Source organism: Roseovarius arcticus (genome assembly GCF_006125015.1).
Lineage (GTDB): Bacteria > Pseudomonadota > Alphaproteobacteria > Rhodobacterales > Rhodobacteraceae > Roseovarius > Roseovarius arcticus.
This window is the reverse complement of sequence record NZ_SZZN01000001.1, coordinates 65042-83236: the sequence shown is the minus strand read 5'-3', so window position 1 is coordinate 83236 and position 18195 is coordinate 65042. Positions and strand designations below refer to the sequence as shown.

Annotated in this window: 17 protein-coding genes; 3 read left to right on the top strand and 14 right to left on the bottom strand. The window is 61.8% G+C overall.

Annotated elements, in window-relative coordinates; all coding sequences use genetic code 11:
• Nucleotides 1-29 precede the first annotated feature (29 nt).
• From MK6180000_RS00380 to MK6180000_RS00335, 11 genes are all read right to left on the bottom strand, one after another.
• Nucleotides 30-563, bottom strand: a complete 534-nt coding sequence (locus MK6180000_RS00380; RefSeq protein ID WP_138932919.1) for a HutD/Ves family protein — start codon at nt 561-563, stop codon at nt 30-32.
• A gap of 56 nt (nt 564-619) precedes the next feature.
• Nucleotides 620-1498 (bottom strand): dimethyl sulfoxide reductase anchor subunit family protein, encoded by an 879-nt coding sequence (locus tag MK6180000_RS00375; protein ID WP_138932918.1) that lies wholly within the window; start codon nt 1496-1498, stop codon nt 620-622.
• 1 nt (nt 1499) lies between these two features.
• Entirely contained in the window at nt 1500-2273 is a 774-nt protein-coding gene (locus MK6180000_RS00370) for a 4Fe-4S dicluster domain-containing protein (protein ID WP_138932917.1), read from the bottom strand.
• Nucleotides 2270-2425 carry a hypothetical protein gene (locus MK6180000_RS20190; RefSeq protein WP_171054486.1) on the bottom strand — a complete coding sequence of 52 codons (156 nt, stop codon included), beginning with the start codon at nt 2423-2425 and terminating at the stop codon, nt 2270-2272. Before MK6180000_RS20190 ends, MK6180000_RS00370 begins: the two co-directional genes overlap by 4 nt.
• Nucleotides 2422-5250 carry a molybdopterin oxidoreductase family protein gene (locus tag MK6180000_RS00365; protein ID WP_138932916.1) on the bottom strand — a complete coding sequence of 943 codons (2829 nt, stop codon included), beginning with the start codon at nt 5248-5250 and terminating at the stop codon, nt 2422-2424. Before MK6180000_RS00365 ends, MK6180000_RS20190 begins: the two co-directional genes overlap by 4 nt.
• A complete protein-coding gene (locus MK6180000_RS00360; RefSeq protein ID WP_138932915.1) occupies nt 5240-6286 on the bottom strand; it encodes an acetate/propionate family kinase in 1047 nt (348 codons plus the stop codon). Before MK6180000_RS00360 ends, MK6180000_RS00365 begins: the two co-directional genes overlap by 11 nt.
• Nucleotides 6283-8058 (bottom strand): sulfoacetaldehyde acetyltransferase, encoded by a 1776-nt coding sequence (gene xsc, locus MK6180000_RS00355; protein ID WP_138932914.1) that lies wholly within the window; start codon nt 8056-8058, stop codon nt 6283-6285. Before xsc ends, MK6180000_RS00360 begins: the two co-directional genes overlap by 4 nt.
• 101 nt (nt 8059-8159) lie before the next feature.
• Entirely contained in the window at nt 8160-9623 is a 1464-nt protein-coding gene (gene pdxR / locus MK6180000_RS00350) for a MocR-like pyridoxine biosynthesis transcription factor PdxR (RefSeq protein ID WP_138932913.1), read from the bottom strand.
• 72 nt (nt 9624-9695) lie between these two features.
• Nucleotides 9696-10277 (bottom strand): DUF1523 family protein, encoded by a 582-nt coding sequence (locus tag MK6180000_RS00345; RefSeq protein WP_138932912.1) that lies wholly within the window; start codon nt 10275-10277, stop codon nt 9696-9698.
• A 10-nt stretch (nt 10278-10287) separates the two neighbouring features.
• On the bottom strand, nt 10288-10554 hold the full coding sequence (locus MK6180000_RS00340; RefSeq protein WP_138932911.1) for a hypothetical protein: 267 nt from the start codon (nt 10552-10554) through the stop codon (nt 10288-10290).
• Between the two features lie 169 nt (nt 10555-10723).
• The gene (locus tag MK6180000_RS00335; protein WP_138932910.1) at nt 10724-11932 is read right to left on the bottom strand and encodes an aminopeptidase P family protein; all 1209 of its coding nucleotides are present in this window, start codon (nt 11930-11932) and stop codon (nt 10724-10726) included.
• Between the two features lie 170 nt (nt 11933-12102).
• Here MK6180000_RS00335 and MK6180000_RS00330 point away from each other — a divergent pair, with 170 nt between their 5' ends.
• The 3 genes from MK6180000_RS00330 (at nt 12103) to MK6180000_RS00320 (ending at nt 15900) form a co-directional block, all read left to right on the top strand.
• Complete coding sequence (locus MK6180000_RS00330) at nt 12103-13101, top strand: P1 family peptidase (protein ID WP_138932909.1); 999 nt, start codon at nt 12103-12105, stop codon at nt 13099-13101.
• Between the two features lie 74 nt (nt 13102-13175).
• On the top strand, nt 13176-14330 hold the full coding sequence (locus tag MK6180000_RS00325; protein WP_138932908.1) for a transporter substrate-binding domain-containing protein: 1155 nt from the start codon (nt 13176-13178) through the stop codon (nt 14328-14330).
• Nucleotides 14331-14430: 100 nt separating this feature from the next.
• Nucleotides 14431-15900, top strand: coding sequence for an NAD-dependent succinate-semialdehyde dehydrogenase (locus tag MK6180000_RS00320; protein WP_246040382.1), 1470 nt, complete (start codon nt 14431-14433; stop codon nt 15898-15900).
• 63 nt (nt 15901-15963) lie between these two features.
• On the opposite strand, the gene MK6180000_RS00315 is transcribed toward MK6180000_RS00320, so the two are convergent.
• The 3 genes from MK6180000_RS00315 to MK6180000_RS00305 form a co-directional block, all read right to left on the bottom strand.
• On the bottom strand, nt 15964-16431 hold the full coding sequence (locus tag MK6180000_RS00315; protein WP_138932906.1) for an Hsp20 family protein: 468 nt from the start codon (nt 16429-16431) through the stop codon (nt 15964-15966).
• Between the two features lie 138 nt (nt 16432-16569).
• Entirely contained in the window at nt 16570-17376 is an 807-nt protein-coding gene (locus tag MK6180000_RS00310; RefSeq protein ID WP_138932905.1) for a trypsin-like serine peptidase, read from the bottom strand.
• The gene (locus MK6180000_RS00305) at nt 17373-18191 is read right to left on the bottom strand and encodes a trypsin-like serine peptidase (RefSeq protein ID WP_138932904.1); all 819 of its coding nucleotides are present in this window, start codon (nt 18189-18191) and stop codon (nt 17373-17375) included. Before MK6180000_RS00305 ends, MK6180000_RS00310 begins: the two co-directional genes overlap by 4 nt.
• Between the last annotated feature and the right edge of the window lie 4 nt (nt 18192-18195).

Below are 18195 nucleotides of genomic sequence, written 5' to 3'. Positions count from 1 at the left end.
CGTCTCATCGGTGCGTTATCGGACGCGATCTAGACTGGATTAAGCCGCGCACAAAGAACCTTGGCGCTAGGATTGACCGTGATTGTCGCTTCAGATTGCACGATTGCCCCCTGCCCTGATCGCAGCCCCGAGCCATTAACCGAAGCGTTGCAGGAAACGCAGAATACCGCGATTTCGCTGGCTGTTACCCTATGGGCGCCTGCGTCCAACACCACCAGATCGGGGCGTATTTGAGCTGGGTCGTAGATCACGTTGAACGCGGTGCAGGGTCCGCCATTCAGGCGGCACTCTAAGGCGGTGTCACCGTCAAAGGCCACGGGGACCATGGGACGCGCGTGCAGATCAACGCCCTTGCCCACCAGATGCGTGCCGGGGCCGGAAATGACGACGTGCAGTCGCGCCAGGCCCGGATAGGTGGAAAACGCGCAGTCCCGCTCAATTTTGGCGACGCTCAGCCACCATGCGGTCGTGGCGTGCTGCTGGCTGGAGGCAAGCTCCTGCCGCGTGCCTGCGCCGTTGACCCATGGCTTGGACGGGATGGTGCGCAGATCAAAGAGGTGCATGTGTGGCTCCGAATGGGAAACGGGTATGTGTGCCAAGTTGAGAGGCCTGGCACCCCTCAGGCGGATCGCTTGCCATAGTAAAGGCCGACGACATGCTCGGCCTCGGCAAAGAAGAGCCAGCGGGAGGCGGCAATCCCAATTATGTGGGCGGCGACCGCAAGCGCAGCGGTGATATGCCCGCCCGGCAGGCCCAGCAGCAACACCGGCAGCACATAGCCCATCCCAAATGCGATAGCGCGCAATTTGCGGGAATGGCGGCGGCCAACGACATGGACGAACTCTCGCAAGAGGTAATTCGTACCGGTATGGGGCGGCTCGAACGCGCGCGGGTCGCCGATCTGGCCGAGGCCAGTGGCCGTCGCGAGGGTCGTGCCAGAGCGGGCCAGCGCACCATCGCCGCGCATCCACCACGCGATCTGGATGAGCGCGGCAATGGGTAACAGGACAAGTGTTAACGCGACCTGCCCTGCCAACAGCGCGCCGCCAGCCAGTGAGATCGCCAGTAGAAGCGCCGGGGTCAGCCAAGTGCGCCAACGCGGCACTGTCTTCATCTGGGCGTAGATCATCGAGGTCGTAAAAGTCACGCCAAGGCAGAGCGCCGCACCCAGCCAGCCCAGCGGCGCCCAGCGCTGATCGAAAAAGACGAGGCCCGCGCCATAGATTGCCATGATTGTCAGCGCCGCCACCGCGGCGCAGCCCTCGCGGCTAAGCCAGCTGGTGCGCCACTGCGTGAACGCCTTGAGCGCGCGTTCGGGGTGGCCGAGGTGAAAGGTGGACGCCATGAGGCCGCCAACCGCAAGGATGTAGCCGATCACAAAGAACGCAAACGCGGCCCAACCTGTGGGTGCGATTACGCCTAGCCCCAGCCAGAATAGCAGGCCAAAGCCAAGGCCGGAGAGCGTGGTGAATACGATGACGGAGGGGGCAGGATGCATGTCAGACCTTTGAAAGCGCGCGGTCAAGCCAGGCGACGAAACCTGTGGATTCCTCTGCCACCGTATCGAGGAACGGGGCCAGGATGTCGGTTTGCGGTACCTCATCCAATTGATCGCGCGCACGCGGCGGCAGATATTTGTTGACCGGCTTGGTTCCCTGCTCAGGCATCAGGTCAAACCCGCCGCGCTCTGCCGTTAGTTTACTGACGTGGCTGTCCGGATCGGCAAAATCGCCAAAGTGGCGCGCGCCTGCCGGGCAAGTGCGCACACAGACGGGGACGCGGTCTACCTCAGGCAGGTTTTCATTATAGATGCGGTCAACGCAGAGGGTGCATTTCTTCATCACGCCCTCAGCCGCGTCCATTTCGCGCGCACCATACGGGCACGCCCACGCACAAAGGCCGCAGCCGATACAATCAGCCTCGTTCACCAGAACGATACCGTCCTCGACTCGCTTGTAGCTGGCCCCGGTGGGACAGACGGTGACGCAAGGCGCGTCCTCGCAATGGAGACATGATTTAGGGAAATGGACCACCTGCGCGGCGGGTTGCACTGCGTCAGAGGTGGCAAGCGGCTGCACCTCGTAGCTGTGGACGCGGTTGAGGAACGTGCCGCTTGGGTCCTCGCCATAAGGGCGCTGGTCACTAAGCGGGGCACCGTAGTTTTCGGTGTTCCAGCCTTTGCAGGAAATCACGCATGCATGACAACCAACACAAGTATCCAAATCAATGACGAGGCCCAGCTTACGCTCGGTGGATGCGGGCAATGCGGTCATGCCGTTTCCCCCGGCTGGGCAAATGCCCCGATTGTGCGCGTGATCGATTTCTCGCTCTCAGCGTCCCATGTGGCGATGAACCAGATGAACGAGCCGAGGATTAAGGCGACGAAGGCAAAGATCGCCAAGAGTGTGCGCTGCGTCGGGGTCATTTTCCTACCTTCCAAGCGAGTTTGTCCGGGCCGGTCCCGACAGGAGATTGAACCTTGGGCATCGCGGGGTGCGCCTCAGCCGGTGCGCGAACCTTCTGGAGCTTGACGCGCAGGTCGAACCATGCGGCCTGCCCTGTTACCGGGTCGGAGTTGGCCCAGCGTAGGCCGTCACCCCTGGGCGGCAGCAGTTCGTGAATGAGGTGGTTCAACAAAAAGCCCTTGGTGCTCTCCGGCGCGCCGTCTTTTAGCGCCCAAGCGCCCTTTTGCTTGCCTATGGCGTTCCACGTCCAGACGGTATGCTCGTTCAGAGCGGCCATATGGGCCACCGGCACCGTAATCTCTCCATGGGCCGAGGTGACACGAGCCCAGTCACCGTCGGCAAATCCATGCTGCTCAAACAGCTTGGTCGGCAGGTAGAGCGGGTTGTACCCATGGATCTGCCGGAGCCACGCATTTTGTGATCCCCAACTGTGATACATCGCCATGGGCCGCTGGGTGAGGGCGTGAATAGGATACTCGGCGCTGTCTACATGGCCGTCCTCCAGCGCGGCGTACCAGATGGGCAAAGGGTCCATCGTGGCCTTTATGCGCTCGCGCAGATGATTCGGCGGTTGGCGGTCGCCGTGCCCCTCGGCCGCCAATTGGAAACGGCGCAAAGGCTCGGAATAAAGATCAAAGATGTAGGGATGCGGGCTGTCAAAGATACCGATGCCGACCGCCCAGTCCTGATAGGCCATGTTCCACGGTTTGTAATATTGCGCATCCTCGGGGATGTGCTGTGTGCAAAAGCCCCCGTTTTTGATGTAGCTGTCCAGCTGCGCCTCATTCGGGGCACCGCGTCCGTGGGTCAGACCAGCCTCGCCCATGCGCCAACCAGCCAGCGGACCGATGCCCGGTTTGCGCTGATGGTTCGTGATATAGTCGGCATAGTCCGCGTATTTCTGGCCGCCGTCCTCGTTTACGAAGCCCGGCAGATTCAGGCGCGCGCCCAACTCGCACATGGCAGATTGAAAACCGCGCACATCGCGGTCCGGCTCGACCACGGGCCAGCGGATTGCGTCGGCAGCTGCATTCGGCTCGCTTATCGGACGGTCCAGCAGCGAAATGCAGTCGTAGCGCTCCAGATAGGTCGTGTCAGGCAGGATCAGGTCGGCATAGGCCACCATTTCGCTGCTATAGGCGTCGGAGTAAATGATGCGGGGGATGACGTATTCGCCGTCCTCGCCCGTGTCGGTCAGCATCTTGGTCACGCCGCCCGTATTCATGGACGAGTTCCACGACATGTTCGCCATATAAAGGAAAAGCGTGTCGATCTTGTAGGGATCGCCCGCATGCGCGTTCGAGATCACCATGTGCATCATGCCGTGCGCAGATAGCGGGTTTTCCCACGTAAATGCCTTGTCGATGCGCGCGGGACTGCCGTCCGCCTTGAGGCACAGATCATCCGGGCCGGTGACATAGCCCAGATGAGGGCCGTCCAGCGGCTTGCCCGGCGCGCTGCCCGAGTGCGGGCGCGGATGTGCCGATACCGGCTTGGGGTATGGCGGTTTGAACCGCATACCGCCGGGCACCTCGACGGTGCCAAGGATGATTTGCAGAACATGAAGCGCGCGGCAGGTCTGAAACCCGTTTGAATGGGCGGAAATGCCGCGCATCGCGTGAAAGCTGACAGGGCGGCCTGTCATCGTCTGGTGTGTCTCGCCGCGGAAATCAGTCCACTCACGGTCCAGCGTGAACGCCTCGTCAAAGGCGACGCGCGCCAGTTCGGCTGCAATATTACGGATCTTCTGCGGGGTCAGACCGCACCGTTCGGCCACGGCCTCGGGGGCGTATTGCGGATCAAGGTAGCGCTCGGCCATCAGATGCATGACCGGGCGGTGCGTGACGCCCGCCGCGCGGTGCGTGGCATGCAGATCGGGGCGTATGCCGGGGGCGTCAAACGCCGCCAGCTTACCGGTGCCCCGGTCGATCACCAGCGGCTTGCCGTCCTTATCGCGCAAAAACAGGCCGTGTTCGGGCGATTTGGGATCACCGTTCACCAGCACCGGGGCATTGGTGTAGCGTGACAGGTAATCAACGTCGATCCGGCCCGCCTTCATCAACTCATGCACGAGGGCGAGGATGAACAGACCATCGGTGCCGGGCGTGATGCCGACCCAATCATCGGCGACGGCGTTATACCCGCTGCGGATGGGATTGACGCCGATCACGCGCGCGCCGCGTGCCTTAATCTTGCCGATGCCCATCTTGATCGGGTTGCTGTCATGGTCCTCGGCGACGCCAAATAGCATGAACAGCTTGGTATATTCCCAGTCGGGGGTGCCAAATTCCCAGAATGCCCCGCCCATCGTATAGATGCCCGCCGCCGCCATATTGACAGAGCAAAATCCGCCATGCGCCGCGTAGTTCGGCGTGCCGAAATTCTGCGCCCAATAGCTGGTGAACGACTGCGATTGATCTCGGCCAGTAAAGAACGCCAGCTTTTCGGGCGCGGTTTCGCGCAAGGGTGCCAGCCAATCGGTCGCGAGTCTCAGCGCCTCGTCCCAGCTGATTTCCTCGAACTCGCCTGATCCGCGCGGGCCGACGCGGCGCAGAGGCGCACGCAGCCGTGCAGGCGAATTGTGCTGCATGATGCCGGCGCTACCCTTGGCGCACAAAACGCCCTTGTTCACGGGATGGTCGCGGTTGCCCTCGATATAGGCGACTTTGCCGCCTTTCATATGCACGTCGATTCCGCAGCGGCAGGCGCACATATAGCAGGTCGTCTTGCGCACCTCGTCCGAGACGTGGGGCGAAAGATCGAGGTCGGGCTGTTTATGCTGCAAATTCGGGGCCTTCCATCAGATTGGACGCCTCCCGCGCGACAAAGGCTTCCTCCTGCGCGGGCACGATATGGGTGGGAACGTCTCCTGCCCATTTCAGTTTAAGCAGAATATCATTCCGGATGTCACCCGCATTCTCACCGATCCCGCCGGTAAAGGCGATGGCGTCCAGTCCGCCCATCGCCGCGATCATCGAGCCTGCGTGCCGCGCGGACCAATAACAGAAATGCCAAATGGCCAGCTGCGCGCCGGGAGCGCCAGATGCCTGCAGCGCGCGCATGTCAAAGCTGTCGCCCGAAAGGCCCAGTAGCCCCGACGCGTGGGTCAGCAAATGCTCTGCCGCGTCCACGCCCAAGCGGCGGGCTAGCTCCAGCACCGCCGCCGGGTCCATGTCGCCGCTGCGGGTGCCCATGGTCAGGCCAGCGTTGGGCGAATAACCCATCGTGGTGCCGACAGAGCGGCCCTCGCGGATCGCGCAAATCGACGCTCCATTTCCAAGGTGGAACGCCAACAGGCGGCCCGGCAGCGGCTGGCCAGTTTGGCGCGGCAACGCCTCGACAAGTGCGGCATAGCTGATGCCGTGAAATCCATAGCGACGCAGACCGCGCGTGTCGGGCGTGCAGGGCAGGGCATAGCGCGTTGCCACCTCAGGGATGCTGGCATGAAACGCAGTGTCAAAGCTGGCAAATTGCGGCAGGTCCGGCGCGAGTGCAGCGATGCTGTCGATCACTTCCAGATGATGCGGATTATGCAGTGGCGCGAGCGGGATGCAGTCCGCGATCTGCGCACGGACCTCCGGAGTGATCCGCGCAGAGGTGCCGAGCGCTTCGCCGCCATGCACAACGCGGTGCGCGGCGGCGGCAAAGCTGTCAATCGCATGGCCCTGCGCAGCCAGATCCGCCATCACGCGGCTGAGGGCGGCACCGTGATCGGGCACCGCATCACTGCCCGCGCGGGCAACCTCGCGGCCATTCACGAACACCGCTGCCTTGATCGTTGATGATCCGGCATTGAGGACGAGGATGGCGCGCGAGATCATACCGTTTGCGGGCGCATGTCCGCAGCGTCGATGCCTGCCACGGCGACAGGTTTCTTCATAGCATCGCGGCGGAAGGGCTCGCCCAGTTCTTGGTTAATCATCGCCTCGATCAGGGTGGTCACGCCGTTTTCCATTTGGTCCCTGACCGCTTGGTTCAGCGCGTCCGTCAGCTCCTCCATCGTGCGCGCAACGACGCCTTTCAGCCCGCAGGCATTGGCGATTCCGGCGTAGGAAACCTGTGTGTCCAGCTCCGTGCCGACAAAATTGTCATCATACCAAAGCGTCGAGTTCCGCTTTTCCGCGCCCCACTGGTAGTTGCGGAAAACGATCTGCGTAACCGCCGGCCATTCACCGCGGCCGATAGCCGTCAGCTCTGTCACCGCGATGCCGAACGCGCCATCACCGGAAAAGCCGACGACGGGCACATTGGGGCAGCCGATCTTGGCCCCCACGACCGAGGGCAGGCCGTACCCGCAAGGCCCGAAAAGGCCGGGCGCGAGGTATTTGCGCCCCTCCTCAAACGTCGGATAGGCATTGCCGATGGCGCAGTTGTTGCCGATGTCACTGCTGATGATCGCGTCCTTCGGCAGGGCGGCCTGTATCGCGCGCCATGCCATGCGAGGGCTCATCCAGTCAGGTTTGTCGTCGCGGCAGCGCTGATTCCATGTGGTGCCTTCGTCATCCTCTTCATGATCCATCGAGGACAGCTCCTGCGCCCATGCGGATTTCGTCGTCGAGATCAGATTGCGGCGATCCTTGCGGCCCTCGTCGCCGGCGGTGCCGGACAGCTTGGACAGGATCGAAGTCGCAACCTTTTTCGCGTCACCAATGATGCCGACGCTGACCTTCTTGGTCAGGCCAATCCGATCTGGGTTGATATCGACCTGAATGATCTTGGCGTCCTTGGGCCAATAGTCGATGCCGTAGCCCGGTAGGGTCGAAAACGGATTCAGCCGCGTGCCCAGCGCCAAAACCACGTCGGCGCGCGCGATCAACTGCATCGCAGCCTTGGACCCGTTATACCCCAGCGGCCCGGCGAACAGCGGATGCGATCCGGGGAAGGCATCATTATGCTGATAGCCCACGCAGACGGGCGCATCTAGACGCTCGGCCAGCTTCATCGATGCATCGATCGCCCCGCCAAGGATAACGCCCGCACCGTTTAGGATCACCGGGAATTTGGCGTTCGACAGCAGCTCAGCCGCCTCTGCCAGCGCCTCGTCGCCGCCTGATGGGCGTTCAAAGCTGACGATCTGCGGCAAGTCGATATCAATCACTTGCGTCCAGAAATCGCGCGGCATGTTGATCTGCGCGGGCGCGCTGGCGCGCTTGGCGTTCAGGATCACGCGGTTCAGCACTTCGGCGACGCGGGTGGGGTCGCGCACTTCCTCTTGGTAGGCGACCATGTCGGCAAAGGCGGCCATCTGCTCCACCTCCTGAAATCCGCCCTGCCCCAGCGTCTTGTTCGCCGCCTGCGGTGTGACCAGCAGCAGGGGCGAGTGGTTCCAATAGGCGGTTTTTACAGCGGTGACAAAGTTGGTGATGCCCGGTCCGTTCTGCGCGATCATCATGCTCATCTTGCCAGTCGCGCGGGTATAACCGTCGGCCATCATGCCGCCCGATCCCTCATGCGCGCAGTCCCAGAATGTGATGCCCGCCTTCGGAAAAATATCCGAAATCGGCATGAAGGCTGACCCAATGATGCCGAACGCATGTTCGATACCGTGCATTTGCAGGGTTTTGACGAAGGCTTCTTCGGTGGTCATTTTCATGGCGATATCCTTGGAGGGTTAGGGCGCGGTGGCGGTTTTGCGAAACTAAGGCCCGCTGGGCGCGCGCAATAGGGCCAGTTGGCGCCGCGTGATGGCGCCAATTAGCTGGCATCCCGCAGGGCATCTGCAAGCAGCGCGATTCCTGCGCCGATCTTGTCCGACGGGATCGACGAATAGGCAAGACGGTAGAAATTGAGCGGAGGGTTATCGCCGTGAAAGAACGACGCACCCGGCTCTATCAGCACGCCCTTGGTGCGCAGAGCGGCGGCGACGCGGCCGATATCCACCCCCTCTGGCGCGCGCATCCAGATGGACGATCCGCCATGCAGGCCACGCCCTGCGACGGTCAGGCCATGCTGGGCCAGTGCGTCCTCCATTACGTGGCGGCGGTCGGCATAGGCGCGCGAGGTGCGGCGGATCAGGCTGTCGTAATGGCCAAGGCTGAGGAAATACGCCGCCGTGCGCTGCATCAGGCCGGGCGGGTGGCGCAGCACGCTGGCGCGCAGTGCGCGCGCCTCGCGTATGAATGGGCGCGGCCCGACCAGATACCCAAGACGCAGACCCGGAAAGATCGACTTGGAAAAGCTGCCGACGTAGATGACGCGCCCGTCCCGATCCAGCGATTTCAGCGATGGCGACGGCGGATTGAGGAACGACATTTCAAACTCGTAATCGTCCTCGACAATCAATGCGTCCATGTCCCGCGCGCGGGCCAGTAGGGCACGGCGGCGCGACATCGGCATGGTCGCATTGGTCGGGCATTGGTGGCTGGGCGTGGTGAAAATCACGTCGGCCTCGGCTGGCAAATCGCCGGGCGGCAGGCCGCGCGCGTCGACGGGGACGGCATGCGTGTGACAGCGCGACTGCTCCAGAATATCGCTGAGACCGTGATAGCATGGGTCCTCGACCACCGCCGTACGGCGCTGCGTCAGCAGCACCTGCGCAGTCAACCACAGCGCGTTTTGCGCCCCCATTGTCACCAATATCTCGTCCGGCTCGGCCAATATGCCGCGCCGGGGCAGCGTGTGGCGGGTAATGAATTCGATCAGGCGTGGATCGTCGCGGTCGTAGTAGTCAGTGGCCTGCGCGTGAAAATCCTTGAGGCCCAGCGCGCGGAGTGCGCAGTGCCGCCAATTCGCATGGTCGAACAACTTGGCATCGCTCTGGCCATATAGAAACGGATAGGGATAACTCGCCCAATCCTGCGGCTTTTCCGGCGAACGCCCCCCGGTGTAACGCCGCCCTAGCGCGCGGGACCAGTCGATACGATCCTGCACTGGGTGCGCGGGGGCAAAGCTGGACGGTTCAGGCGCGCCGTCTGATACGTAAAAGCCAGAGCGATCGCGCGCGGCCAGATAATCGTTTGCCTGCAATTCAGTATAGGCGAGCGTCACAGTAATCCGGCTGACGCCCAGATGCGCGGCAAGGCGGCGCGAGGATGGCAGCCGTTCCCCCTTGGCAAAGCGGCCCGAAAGGATGCCCTCGGCGATCATCTGCTGGATGCGCGCCTGAAGCGTGCCCTCGCCATCGGCGCTGAGAAAGAAGGTTTCGACTGGGATCGCCATGCGGTGACGTTAGACTGGACTTACCCGCCGCGCAATCTGGCCTGATGCCGGGAGGCCGTTTTTTAACGGCGCTCAGCCCCAGCCTTCGGTATATTCATCGACCTTACGCTTCTCGCGGCGGGTGCGAAACTTGCGCCAGCGCGCCCAGATGCCCCAAAACAGCGCGGCTAGAACGGTCAGCAAGATAATGTTGAACCAAGGGATGATCGTCACATCCGGGCCTGAGACAGGCTTGACCGAGATCGCGTTGGGGAAAATCGAGAGGAACTCGTTGCGCCAGCCGTAGTGCGTGATCGACACCCATTGGGCGGCGCTGGCGCTGCGCTTGGACATCAGGTCCGAGGCCTCGGCCTGCAAATTCGACGTGTCGAACTTGAAGTAAGGCGGCCAGCCCCAGCCGGTATCCTCGTTGCGGTAAATCATCGGTTTGCCGTTGGTCCGAAACGCTTGGATGAAAAATACGTCGCGATTGGTCGGCGCAGCGGCATTGCCGGAATCCGAATTCGCCCAGAAGATCGAGTTTTCACCGAAATCGACGCGCTTTTCATAGGTGTCGGTGATGCGCGCGATGTCATGCTGCGGCAACGTATAGTGCAGAAATCCAATGATTACCGCCCAAAACACGCCCCAGAAAACCCATTTTAAATAGACCATTCAGGCCCCCTCACTTGAAATTCGTCCAATATACAATCGTCGCGATAACGGCGACCGGCACCACGTAAACGCCCAGAATCAGTTTTCGCCTCACCGATCCGTCATATTCCTTTAGACCTGCGTCGACGAATTCGTCCTCGTCGCCGGGTCTGCCTGATACCAGCCATTCGGCCTCCAGCTTGCCGCGCCTAGTGCGCCGGGACCAGATCGACAGCGCAATATAAAGCACCGTTAGAATGGCCCCTCCGATGAGGACGAGCTTTGCCAGTGCCAGCATGATCTTCCTCTCGAAGGTGCGCGTTATCCCTTTGTAATGCGGAACGGTGGAACATGGAAATAGATGAGTGCAAGCCCTGCGAGTGCCGAGCTTGGTGGCCTCACCGCTATCGGGACGAAAAAGGGGCGGCCACGATAGGCCGCCCGCTTTCATTCGATCATATCAAGCCTTAGCCGACGACGTTGAATTCCGGGCCGTAGGGATAGCCGGTGATGTCCTCGTTGCCGTCCTCTGTGATGATGAGCACGTCGTGCTCGCGGTAGCCGCCTGCACCGAGCTGGTCGTTCGCGATGGTCAGCATCGGCTCCATCGAGATGACCATGCCGGGCTCCAGCACTGTGTCGATATCCTCGCGCAGCTCCAGTCCCGCCTCGCGGCCATAGTAATGCGACAGGATACCAAAGCTGTGGCCGTAGCCAAAGGTGCGGTATTGCAGTAACTGCCGCTCCTGCAAGAAGTCGTTGATCTTGTGCGTGATCTCCGAGCAGGACGCGCCGGGCTTTAGCAGGCTCATGCCGTACTCATGCGCGGCAATATTCGCCTCCCAGATCTTCAGCGATGCATCATCGACTTCGCCGACAAACATCGTCCGCTCCAGCGCGACATAGTAGCTGGAAATCATCGGAAAGGTGTTTAGTGACAAGATGTCGCCTGTCTCCAACTTGCGCGCGGTGACGGGGTTGTGGGCGCCGTCGGTGTTGATGCCTGACTGGAACCAGACCCAGCTGTCGCGGTATTCCGCATCTGGGAACTCTTTGGCAATCTCCAGCTCCATCGCATCGCGGCCTGCAATGGCCACGTCAATCTCGCGCGTGCCGACCTTGACCGCGTCCTTGACGGCGTAGCCGCCCACGTCCGCGACCTTGCAGCAGCGTCGGATCAGGTCCAGCTCGGCCTGGCTCTTGTGCATGCGTTGAACCATTGTCGTCGGCGCAATATCGACCAATTTCGACGGCTTGAGGAAGCTGTCCATCTTGGACTTTTGCAACAGCGTCAGATGGTCGGCCTCAAAGCCGACGACTTTGCCCTCGCCGCATACGGACAGGATCGCGCGCCAGTAGTTGTCACGCTGCCAGTCGGTGTAGGTAATGTTGTCGCCATGGCAGCGGCGCCAGGGCTGTCCCGCGTCGATACCAGCGGAAATGGTCACATCCTGATCGGCCGTGACGACAAGGCCGCAAGGGCGACCAAAGGCACAGTAAAGAAATCCCGAATAATATGCGATATTGTGCATCGAGGTGAATACGGCGACGTCGACCCCCAAGTCGGCCATGCGCGCGCGCAGACCTTTGAGGCGCGCGTCATATTCGGCACTACTGAATTGCAGCTGAGCCTTTTCACCATTGTGAAAGCGATACATTTCTGGACGTTCAGTCATTTCGACCCTCCTAAGAAAAGAAAGGTCCCGGCGTTCAGGACTGTTGGATTGCAAGCGGCCTTGTTCCGAATCGGAGAAGCGGCGCCACCGCCTCGGCCTGCTGTCTTTGTTGCCGATGCTGTGTATTCTGGCAAGATATTTAAATGAAATGGATGCAGGACACCCCGCACATGACCGCTCGCACAGGCCCGATGAACCTTATCACCGACGTGCCGGGGCTGCGTATCGGCAACGCCGGGGACACGGCGCTAAAATCTGGCGCGACGGTGTTGGTTGCTGATGCGCCCTTCACCGCAGGCGTGCACGTCATGGGCGGTGCGCCCGGCACGCGCGAGACGGATCTGCTGGCGCCGGATCGGTCCGTGCAACAAGTAGACGCGTTGGTGCTGTCGGGCGGCTCGGCCTTTGGGCTAGACGCGGCGTCGGGCGCCGCGGATGCGCTACGCGCAGCAGGGCGAGGATATGCCGTTGGCGACGTTCGCGTACCGATCGTCCCGGGCGCGATCCTCTTTGATCTGTTGAATGGCGGGGAAAAGGACTGGGCACAAAATCCCTACAAGCAGCTTGGCAAGGATGCGCTGACGGCGGCGGATACGCGTTTCAATCTGGGCAACGTAGGTGCTGGCATGGGTGCCACGACAGCGACGCTGAAGGGCGGTCTCGGCTCGGCCTCGATTATCCTGCCATCGGGGCACATTGTCGGTGCGTTGGTCGCGGTCAATGCGCTCGGATCGGCCACCGTCGCGGACGGCCCGCATTTCTGGGCAGCGCCGTTCGAGATAGAGGGCGAATTCGGCGGGCTGGGCCCTGCGCGCTATTTTGGCGACGTGCATCTGCCACGCACAAAGCTGGCTGGCGGTAACACGACCATCGCCATCGTCGCGACAGATGCCGCGCTGAACCAATCACAATGCACGCGGCTGGCGATTGCTGCGCATGACGGTATGGCGCGCGCGCTGCTGCCATCGCACACGCTAATGGACGGCGATCTGGTATTCGCTGCCAGCACCGGAACCCGGCCTCTTGATGCTGCCGGCGACACCATGCTGCTAGGCCACGCCGCCGCGACCTGCCTTGCGCGGGCGATCGCGCGCGCGGTCTATCTGGCGCGGCCCGCACAGGGGGATAGACTGCCGTGCTGGCATGGCAGGTTCGGCAAGTCAGCTTAGGGCTGGACCCTTGAACCTTTTGGCCCAAATACCGATAAGACCGAAAATATCGCCACTACCGGAGACTTCGCACCTTGATAAAATTTGCCACACGCGCCCCTGCTCTTGCGCTGGCCCTGCTCTTTGCAATCTTGATCAGCCCGGCGCCGATCGCTGCACAAGATACCCAAGTGCCGCAAGCACAGACCCAAGAGACGCAGCCAGAGGACGCAGCCGAGCAAGCCACCGCTGAGACAGGCCCGCTCATCGTCGCAACCAAACATACACCGCCCTTCGCCTTTGTCGGGGCGGGCGGCGAATGGAGCGGTATTGCCATTGACGCGATGACCGCCATCGCAAGCGATCTAGGCCGCACCATCGAGTGGCGAGAGGATACGCTGGACGGAATGCTGGCGGCAGTGGAGGATGGCGAAGTCGACGCCGCCATCGCCGCGATCACGATCACGCCCGCGCGAGAGGCCAAGCTGGATTTCACCTTTCCCTACTACACGACTGGCCTTGGTATCGCGATAAACCCAGACGCCGGAAGTGGCTGGTTTCAGGTGGTAAAGAACCTCTTTACTTGGCAGTTCGCGGTCGCGATTGCCACGCTTTCGACCGTTCTACTGGCTGCCGGCGCCGCCGTCTGGGCGTTTGAACGGCGCAGCAACGAGGAATTCCCCCGCTCCACGGCCCAAGGTCTGGGCGATGGATTCTGGTGGGCGGCGGTCACGATGACCACAGTCGGCTACGGTGACAAGTCGCCGCGCACTCTGGGCGGGCGGATCGTGGGCGTGATCTGGATGTTTACTGCTATGCTGATCGTCGCCAGCTTTACCGCCGCCATCGCGGCATCGCTGACCGTCGGCAGCCTGGGCAATTCGATCCAAGGGGTGTCGGATCTGAAAATGCACCGCGTCGGCGTCGTCACCGGCACGACGGGGGCCGAGGAAATGGCCGCGCGCGGTATTCGTCTGGCGCGCTACGATAGCATCGAAGACGGCCTGCAGGCGCTGCTGGACGAAAAGATTGCAGCGTTCGTCTATGACAAGCCGCTGATGCAATACGTCGCGCTTAACGAGTTCGAAAGTGAGGTGCAGATTCTGGACGACGCCATAGGCCGGCAGGATTACGGCATCGCCCTGCCTACAGATTCCGAATTGCGCGAGCCGATGAACCGCGCCCTGCTGACCTATCTGCGAAGCGATGCGTGGTCCCGCGTGCTTAGCCGGTATCTGGGCGTGAACTGACCGATGCCCGCGCGCGTTATCTGGACAAGACCGTCGCAAGGTGCTTTGCCTTGCGCAGATTCAGGCGGAAAGCCAATACAAACCGAAAAGGATGCATGACATGAGCAAAACAGACCTTAAATCCCTGCTCAAGGACCCCAGCCTGCTGGCCGACAAGGCCTATGTGAACGGCAAGTGGGTTAGCGGCGATGCCACGTTCGACGTGATGAACCCCGCGCGCGGGGACGTCGTGGCCAAGGTTGCCGACCTTAGCCGCGCTCAGGTCGGTGAGGCGATTGCCGCCGCCGAAAAGGCGCAAAAGGAATGGGCCAAGTGGACCGGCAAGGAGCGCGCAAATGTGCTGCGCAAATGGTTCGACCTGATGATGGAACATCAGGATGATCTGGGCACCATCCTGACCGCCGAGCAAGGCAAGCCGCTGGCCGAAGCCAAGGGCGAAGTCGCCTATGGCGCGTCCTTCATCGAGTTTTTCGCCGAAGAGGCCAAGCGCATCTACGGCGAGACGATCCCCGGCCACCAGCGGGACAAGCGTATTATGGTGATCAAGCAGCCCATCGGCGTTGCCGCATCCATCACGCCTTGGAACTTCCCCAATGCGATGATCACGCGCAAGGCCGCACCCGCGCTTGCCGCTGGCTGTGCTTTTGTCGGACGCCCAGCGGCAGAAACGCCGCTGTCGGCCACCGCCATGGCCGTTCTGGCCGACCGTGCGGGCATCCCCGCGGGCGTCTTTAACATCGTGACGTCCTCGCGGTCGTCCGACGTCGGCAAGGAGTTCTGCGAGAATCCTGCCGTGCGCAAGCTGACGTTCACTGGCTCCACCGAAGTTGGTCGCATCTTGCTAAAGCAGGCCGCCGATCAGGTCATGAAATGCTCGATGGAATTGGGCGGCAACGCACCCTTTATCGTATTCGACGATGCGGATTTGGATGCCGCCGTTGAGGGCGCGATTCTGTGCAAGTTCCGAAACAACGGCCAGACCTGCGTCTGCGCGAACCGCATCTATGTGCAGGCCGGCGTTTATGACACCTTCGCCGAAAAGCTGAAGGCAGCCGTTGAAAAGCTGAAGATGGGCGATGGCATGGACGAGGGCGTCACGCTCGGCCCGCTTATTAACAAGGACGCGATCACCAAGGTGCAAGAGCATGTGGCCGACGCGAAATCCAAAGGCGGCACCGTCATCATGGGCGGCGGTGAGCCGTCGCAGCGTGAGGGGAATTTCCTGCCCCCCACCATCATCACGGGCGCGACGCAGGACATGCAGTTCGCCACGGACGAGACGTTCGGCCCACTAGCGCCGCTCTTCAAGTTTGAGGACGAGGATGATGTGATCGCGATGGCCAACGATACAATCTTTGGCCTTGCCAGCTACTTCTATGCCAACGATCTGAGCCGCGTCTACAAGGTGGCCGAAGCGCTGGAATATGGCATTGTCGGTGTGAACACTGGCATCATCTCGACTGAGGTCGCGCCATTCGGCGGCGTCAAGCAATCGGGTCTGGGCCGCGAAGGCAGCCACCACGGCATCGAAGATTATCTGGAGATGAAATACATCTGCATGTCAGTCTAAGTTTCAGACTAATGCCATACTAAAATGACGCCCCGCCGGCTATCCGGCGGGGCGTTACGCGTATCAGTTAACGGGTTTCGCGTTTTCGGCATCCCGTGCGCTATCAGAACGGCGTTCGATCGCGATCCGGCGCGGTTTCAGCGCTTCGGGCACTTCGCGCACGAGGTCGATATGCAGCATCCCATCCGCATGAGTGGCATTCAGCGCGCGGACGTGGTCAGCAAGTTGAAAGCGCCGCTCGAATGCGCGGGTGGCGATGCCGCGGTGCAGATACGTACGCGCCTCGCCGTCATCCGCCTTGCGGGCCGAAACGATCAGCGCGCCCTCTCGCAGCTCGACCGACAGATCATCCTCGGCAAAGCCTGCAACGGCGATGGAAATGCGCCACGCGTCATCGTCCATCTTTTCGATATTATAGGGCGGATACGTCGGCTGCGCGGTGTCCGCGGTCAAAACGCGGTCCATTACGTCCGCAATTTGGTCAAAGCCGACAGTGGCCCGGTATAGCGGGGCCAAATCAAAGTTTCGCATGGGTCATCCTCCATTGAGCGATACCATTATGATATGCCTTCCCACATGGGACAGGCGGTTAGATGCGCGGACCCTTGCGGCATCCGGCATGTGATATTTGGGTAAGGCTCGGCGCGGTTTCAAGTCCGGCCACACGCCTCACGGTTTCTGGAATTTGGCACCCATCGCGCCGCCGCCCTGACCAACTTGCACACGGCGCGGACTGGCAACTTGCTGGCGCGGCGCGGCGCGCAAGGCTACCTTTAGGTCGGCCACGATGCCGGGCAATGTCATGCCATAGGCGATATCCGCGCCCCCACTAGAGATCAGCGAAACGATGCGCGCGCGCTGCCCCTGCCTACGCGAAAACACAGGCGCCCCGGACGAACCGAAAGTGACGTCACAATCGAATGCCAGCAGGCCGCGCCCCGCGCCGGTTACGCCGCAATCGCGCTGCCACGACAGCGCCGCATCGCGGCCCCGCCCATAGCTGACCACGCTCACGCGCAAGCCCTGCCGCGCCTCAGCACCAGCCAAGACAAAAGGACTGGCGACCGCAGCAGGGATTGCCTGAGACAGCTTTAACAGGGCTGCATCATGGCGCACCATGTCGCTGGTCACACGCGGGCCGGGGGTATAATCCGGGTGCGCTGCGACCTGCGCGACCCCGCTTTGAGAGATGAAAACACCATCGCGAAGCCCGGCGCGAAAGGAAATTCGCTCAGGCGGGATGGGCGCGCCTGCATCGTCAAAAACGCAGTGCGCCGCTGTCAGGACCAAATCAGGTGCGATCAGCGAGCCGGTGCAATATCCTTTGCCCTCTAGCTCTAGCCGGCCCACAGCCTCCCAGCCGAATAGATCATCGCGGTCTGTCAGCCGGATCAGCCCGCCTGCCAGCGCCGGAGCGGCCAGCGACAGAATTGGCGCGCAGATTAGCGCGGCATATATCGCGTCCCGTACCCTCATGGTTTGGCAAACTTGGCGCCGGTGTCGCGCACCGTGCCAACCTCGGCCATAAACGGCCCCACGCCGGACCGTCCGCCCATGCCGGCGGCCAACTCGGCCTTCAGCACCTCTAATGGTGCTTGCAACTGGGTGCCCAGCGATACCTTTTTACCGTCCACTTCGGCCATTGCAGACACGACTGATACGACGCGCGGCGCGCCCCCGTCGAAGGTAAATATCGGCGCGCCTGAGCTGCCATAGTCGACGTCACAAGACATGACCAGCACGCCCTCTTGCCGTGCAATCACCTCGCAAACCTCCTGCAAGGACGGCGCGTCAGAGCGTCCACGTGCATAGCTGACCACGCCGACCCGCTGGCCGGGCTTCGGGCGCTTGTCCGTGTCAAATGGCTCGACCCGCGCGTTACGGATGGGCTGGCGCAGTTCCAGCAGGGCAACGTCATTGCGCACCCGCTCGGCCACGACTTCGCCGTCATGTGCATAATCAGGATGTACGACAGCGCGCTTGACCCAGCGATAGGCCGAGGCTCGTCCATTGCGCCAGCCAGCCAGAAACTCGATCTTTTCGTGGTCTAGCCGAACGCCTGTTTCGCTATCAAACAGGCAGTGGGCAGCCGTCAGCACCAAATCCGGCGCAATCAGCGCCCCGGTGCAAAACCCGCGCCCAGCCAGCTCTAGCCGGCCTACAGCCTCCCAGCCGCGCCCATCGTCGCCGGTATCAAGGCGCTTTAGCGCTGACTCCTCCGCATGGCCGGGAATCGGTGCGCCACCCCAAGTCAGGCCCAGCGAGAGGGCGAAAAGCAGGGTGCGCAGCATGCGG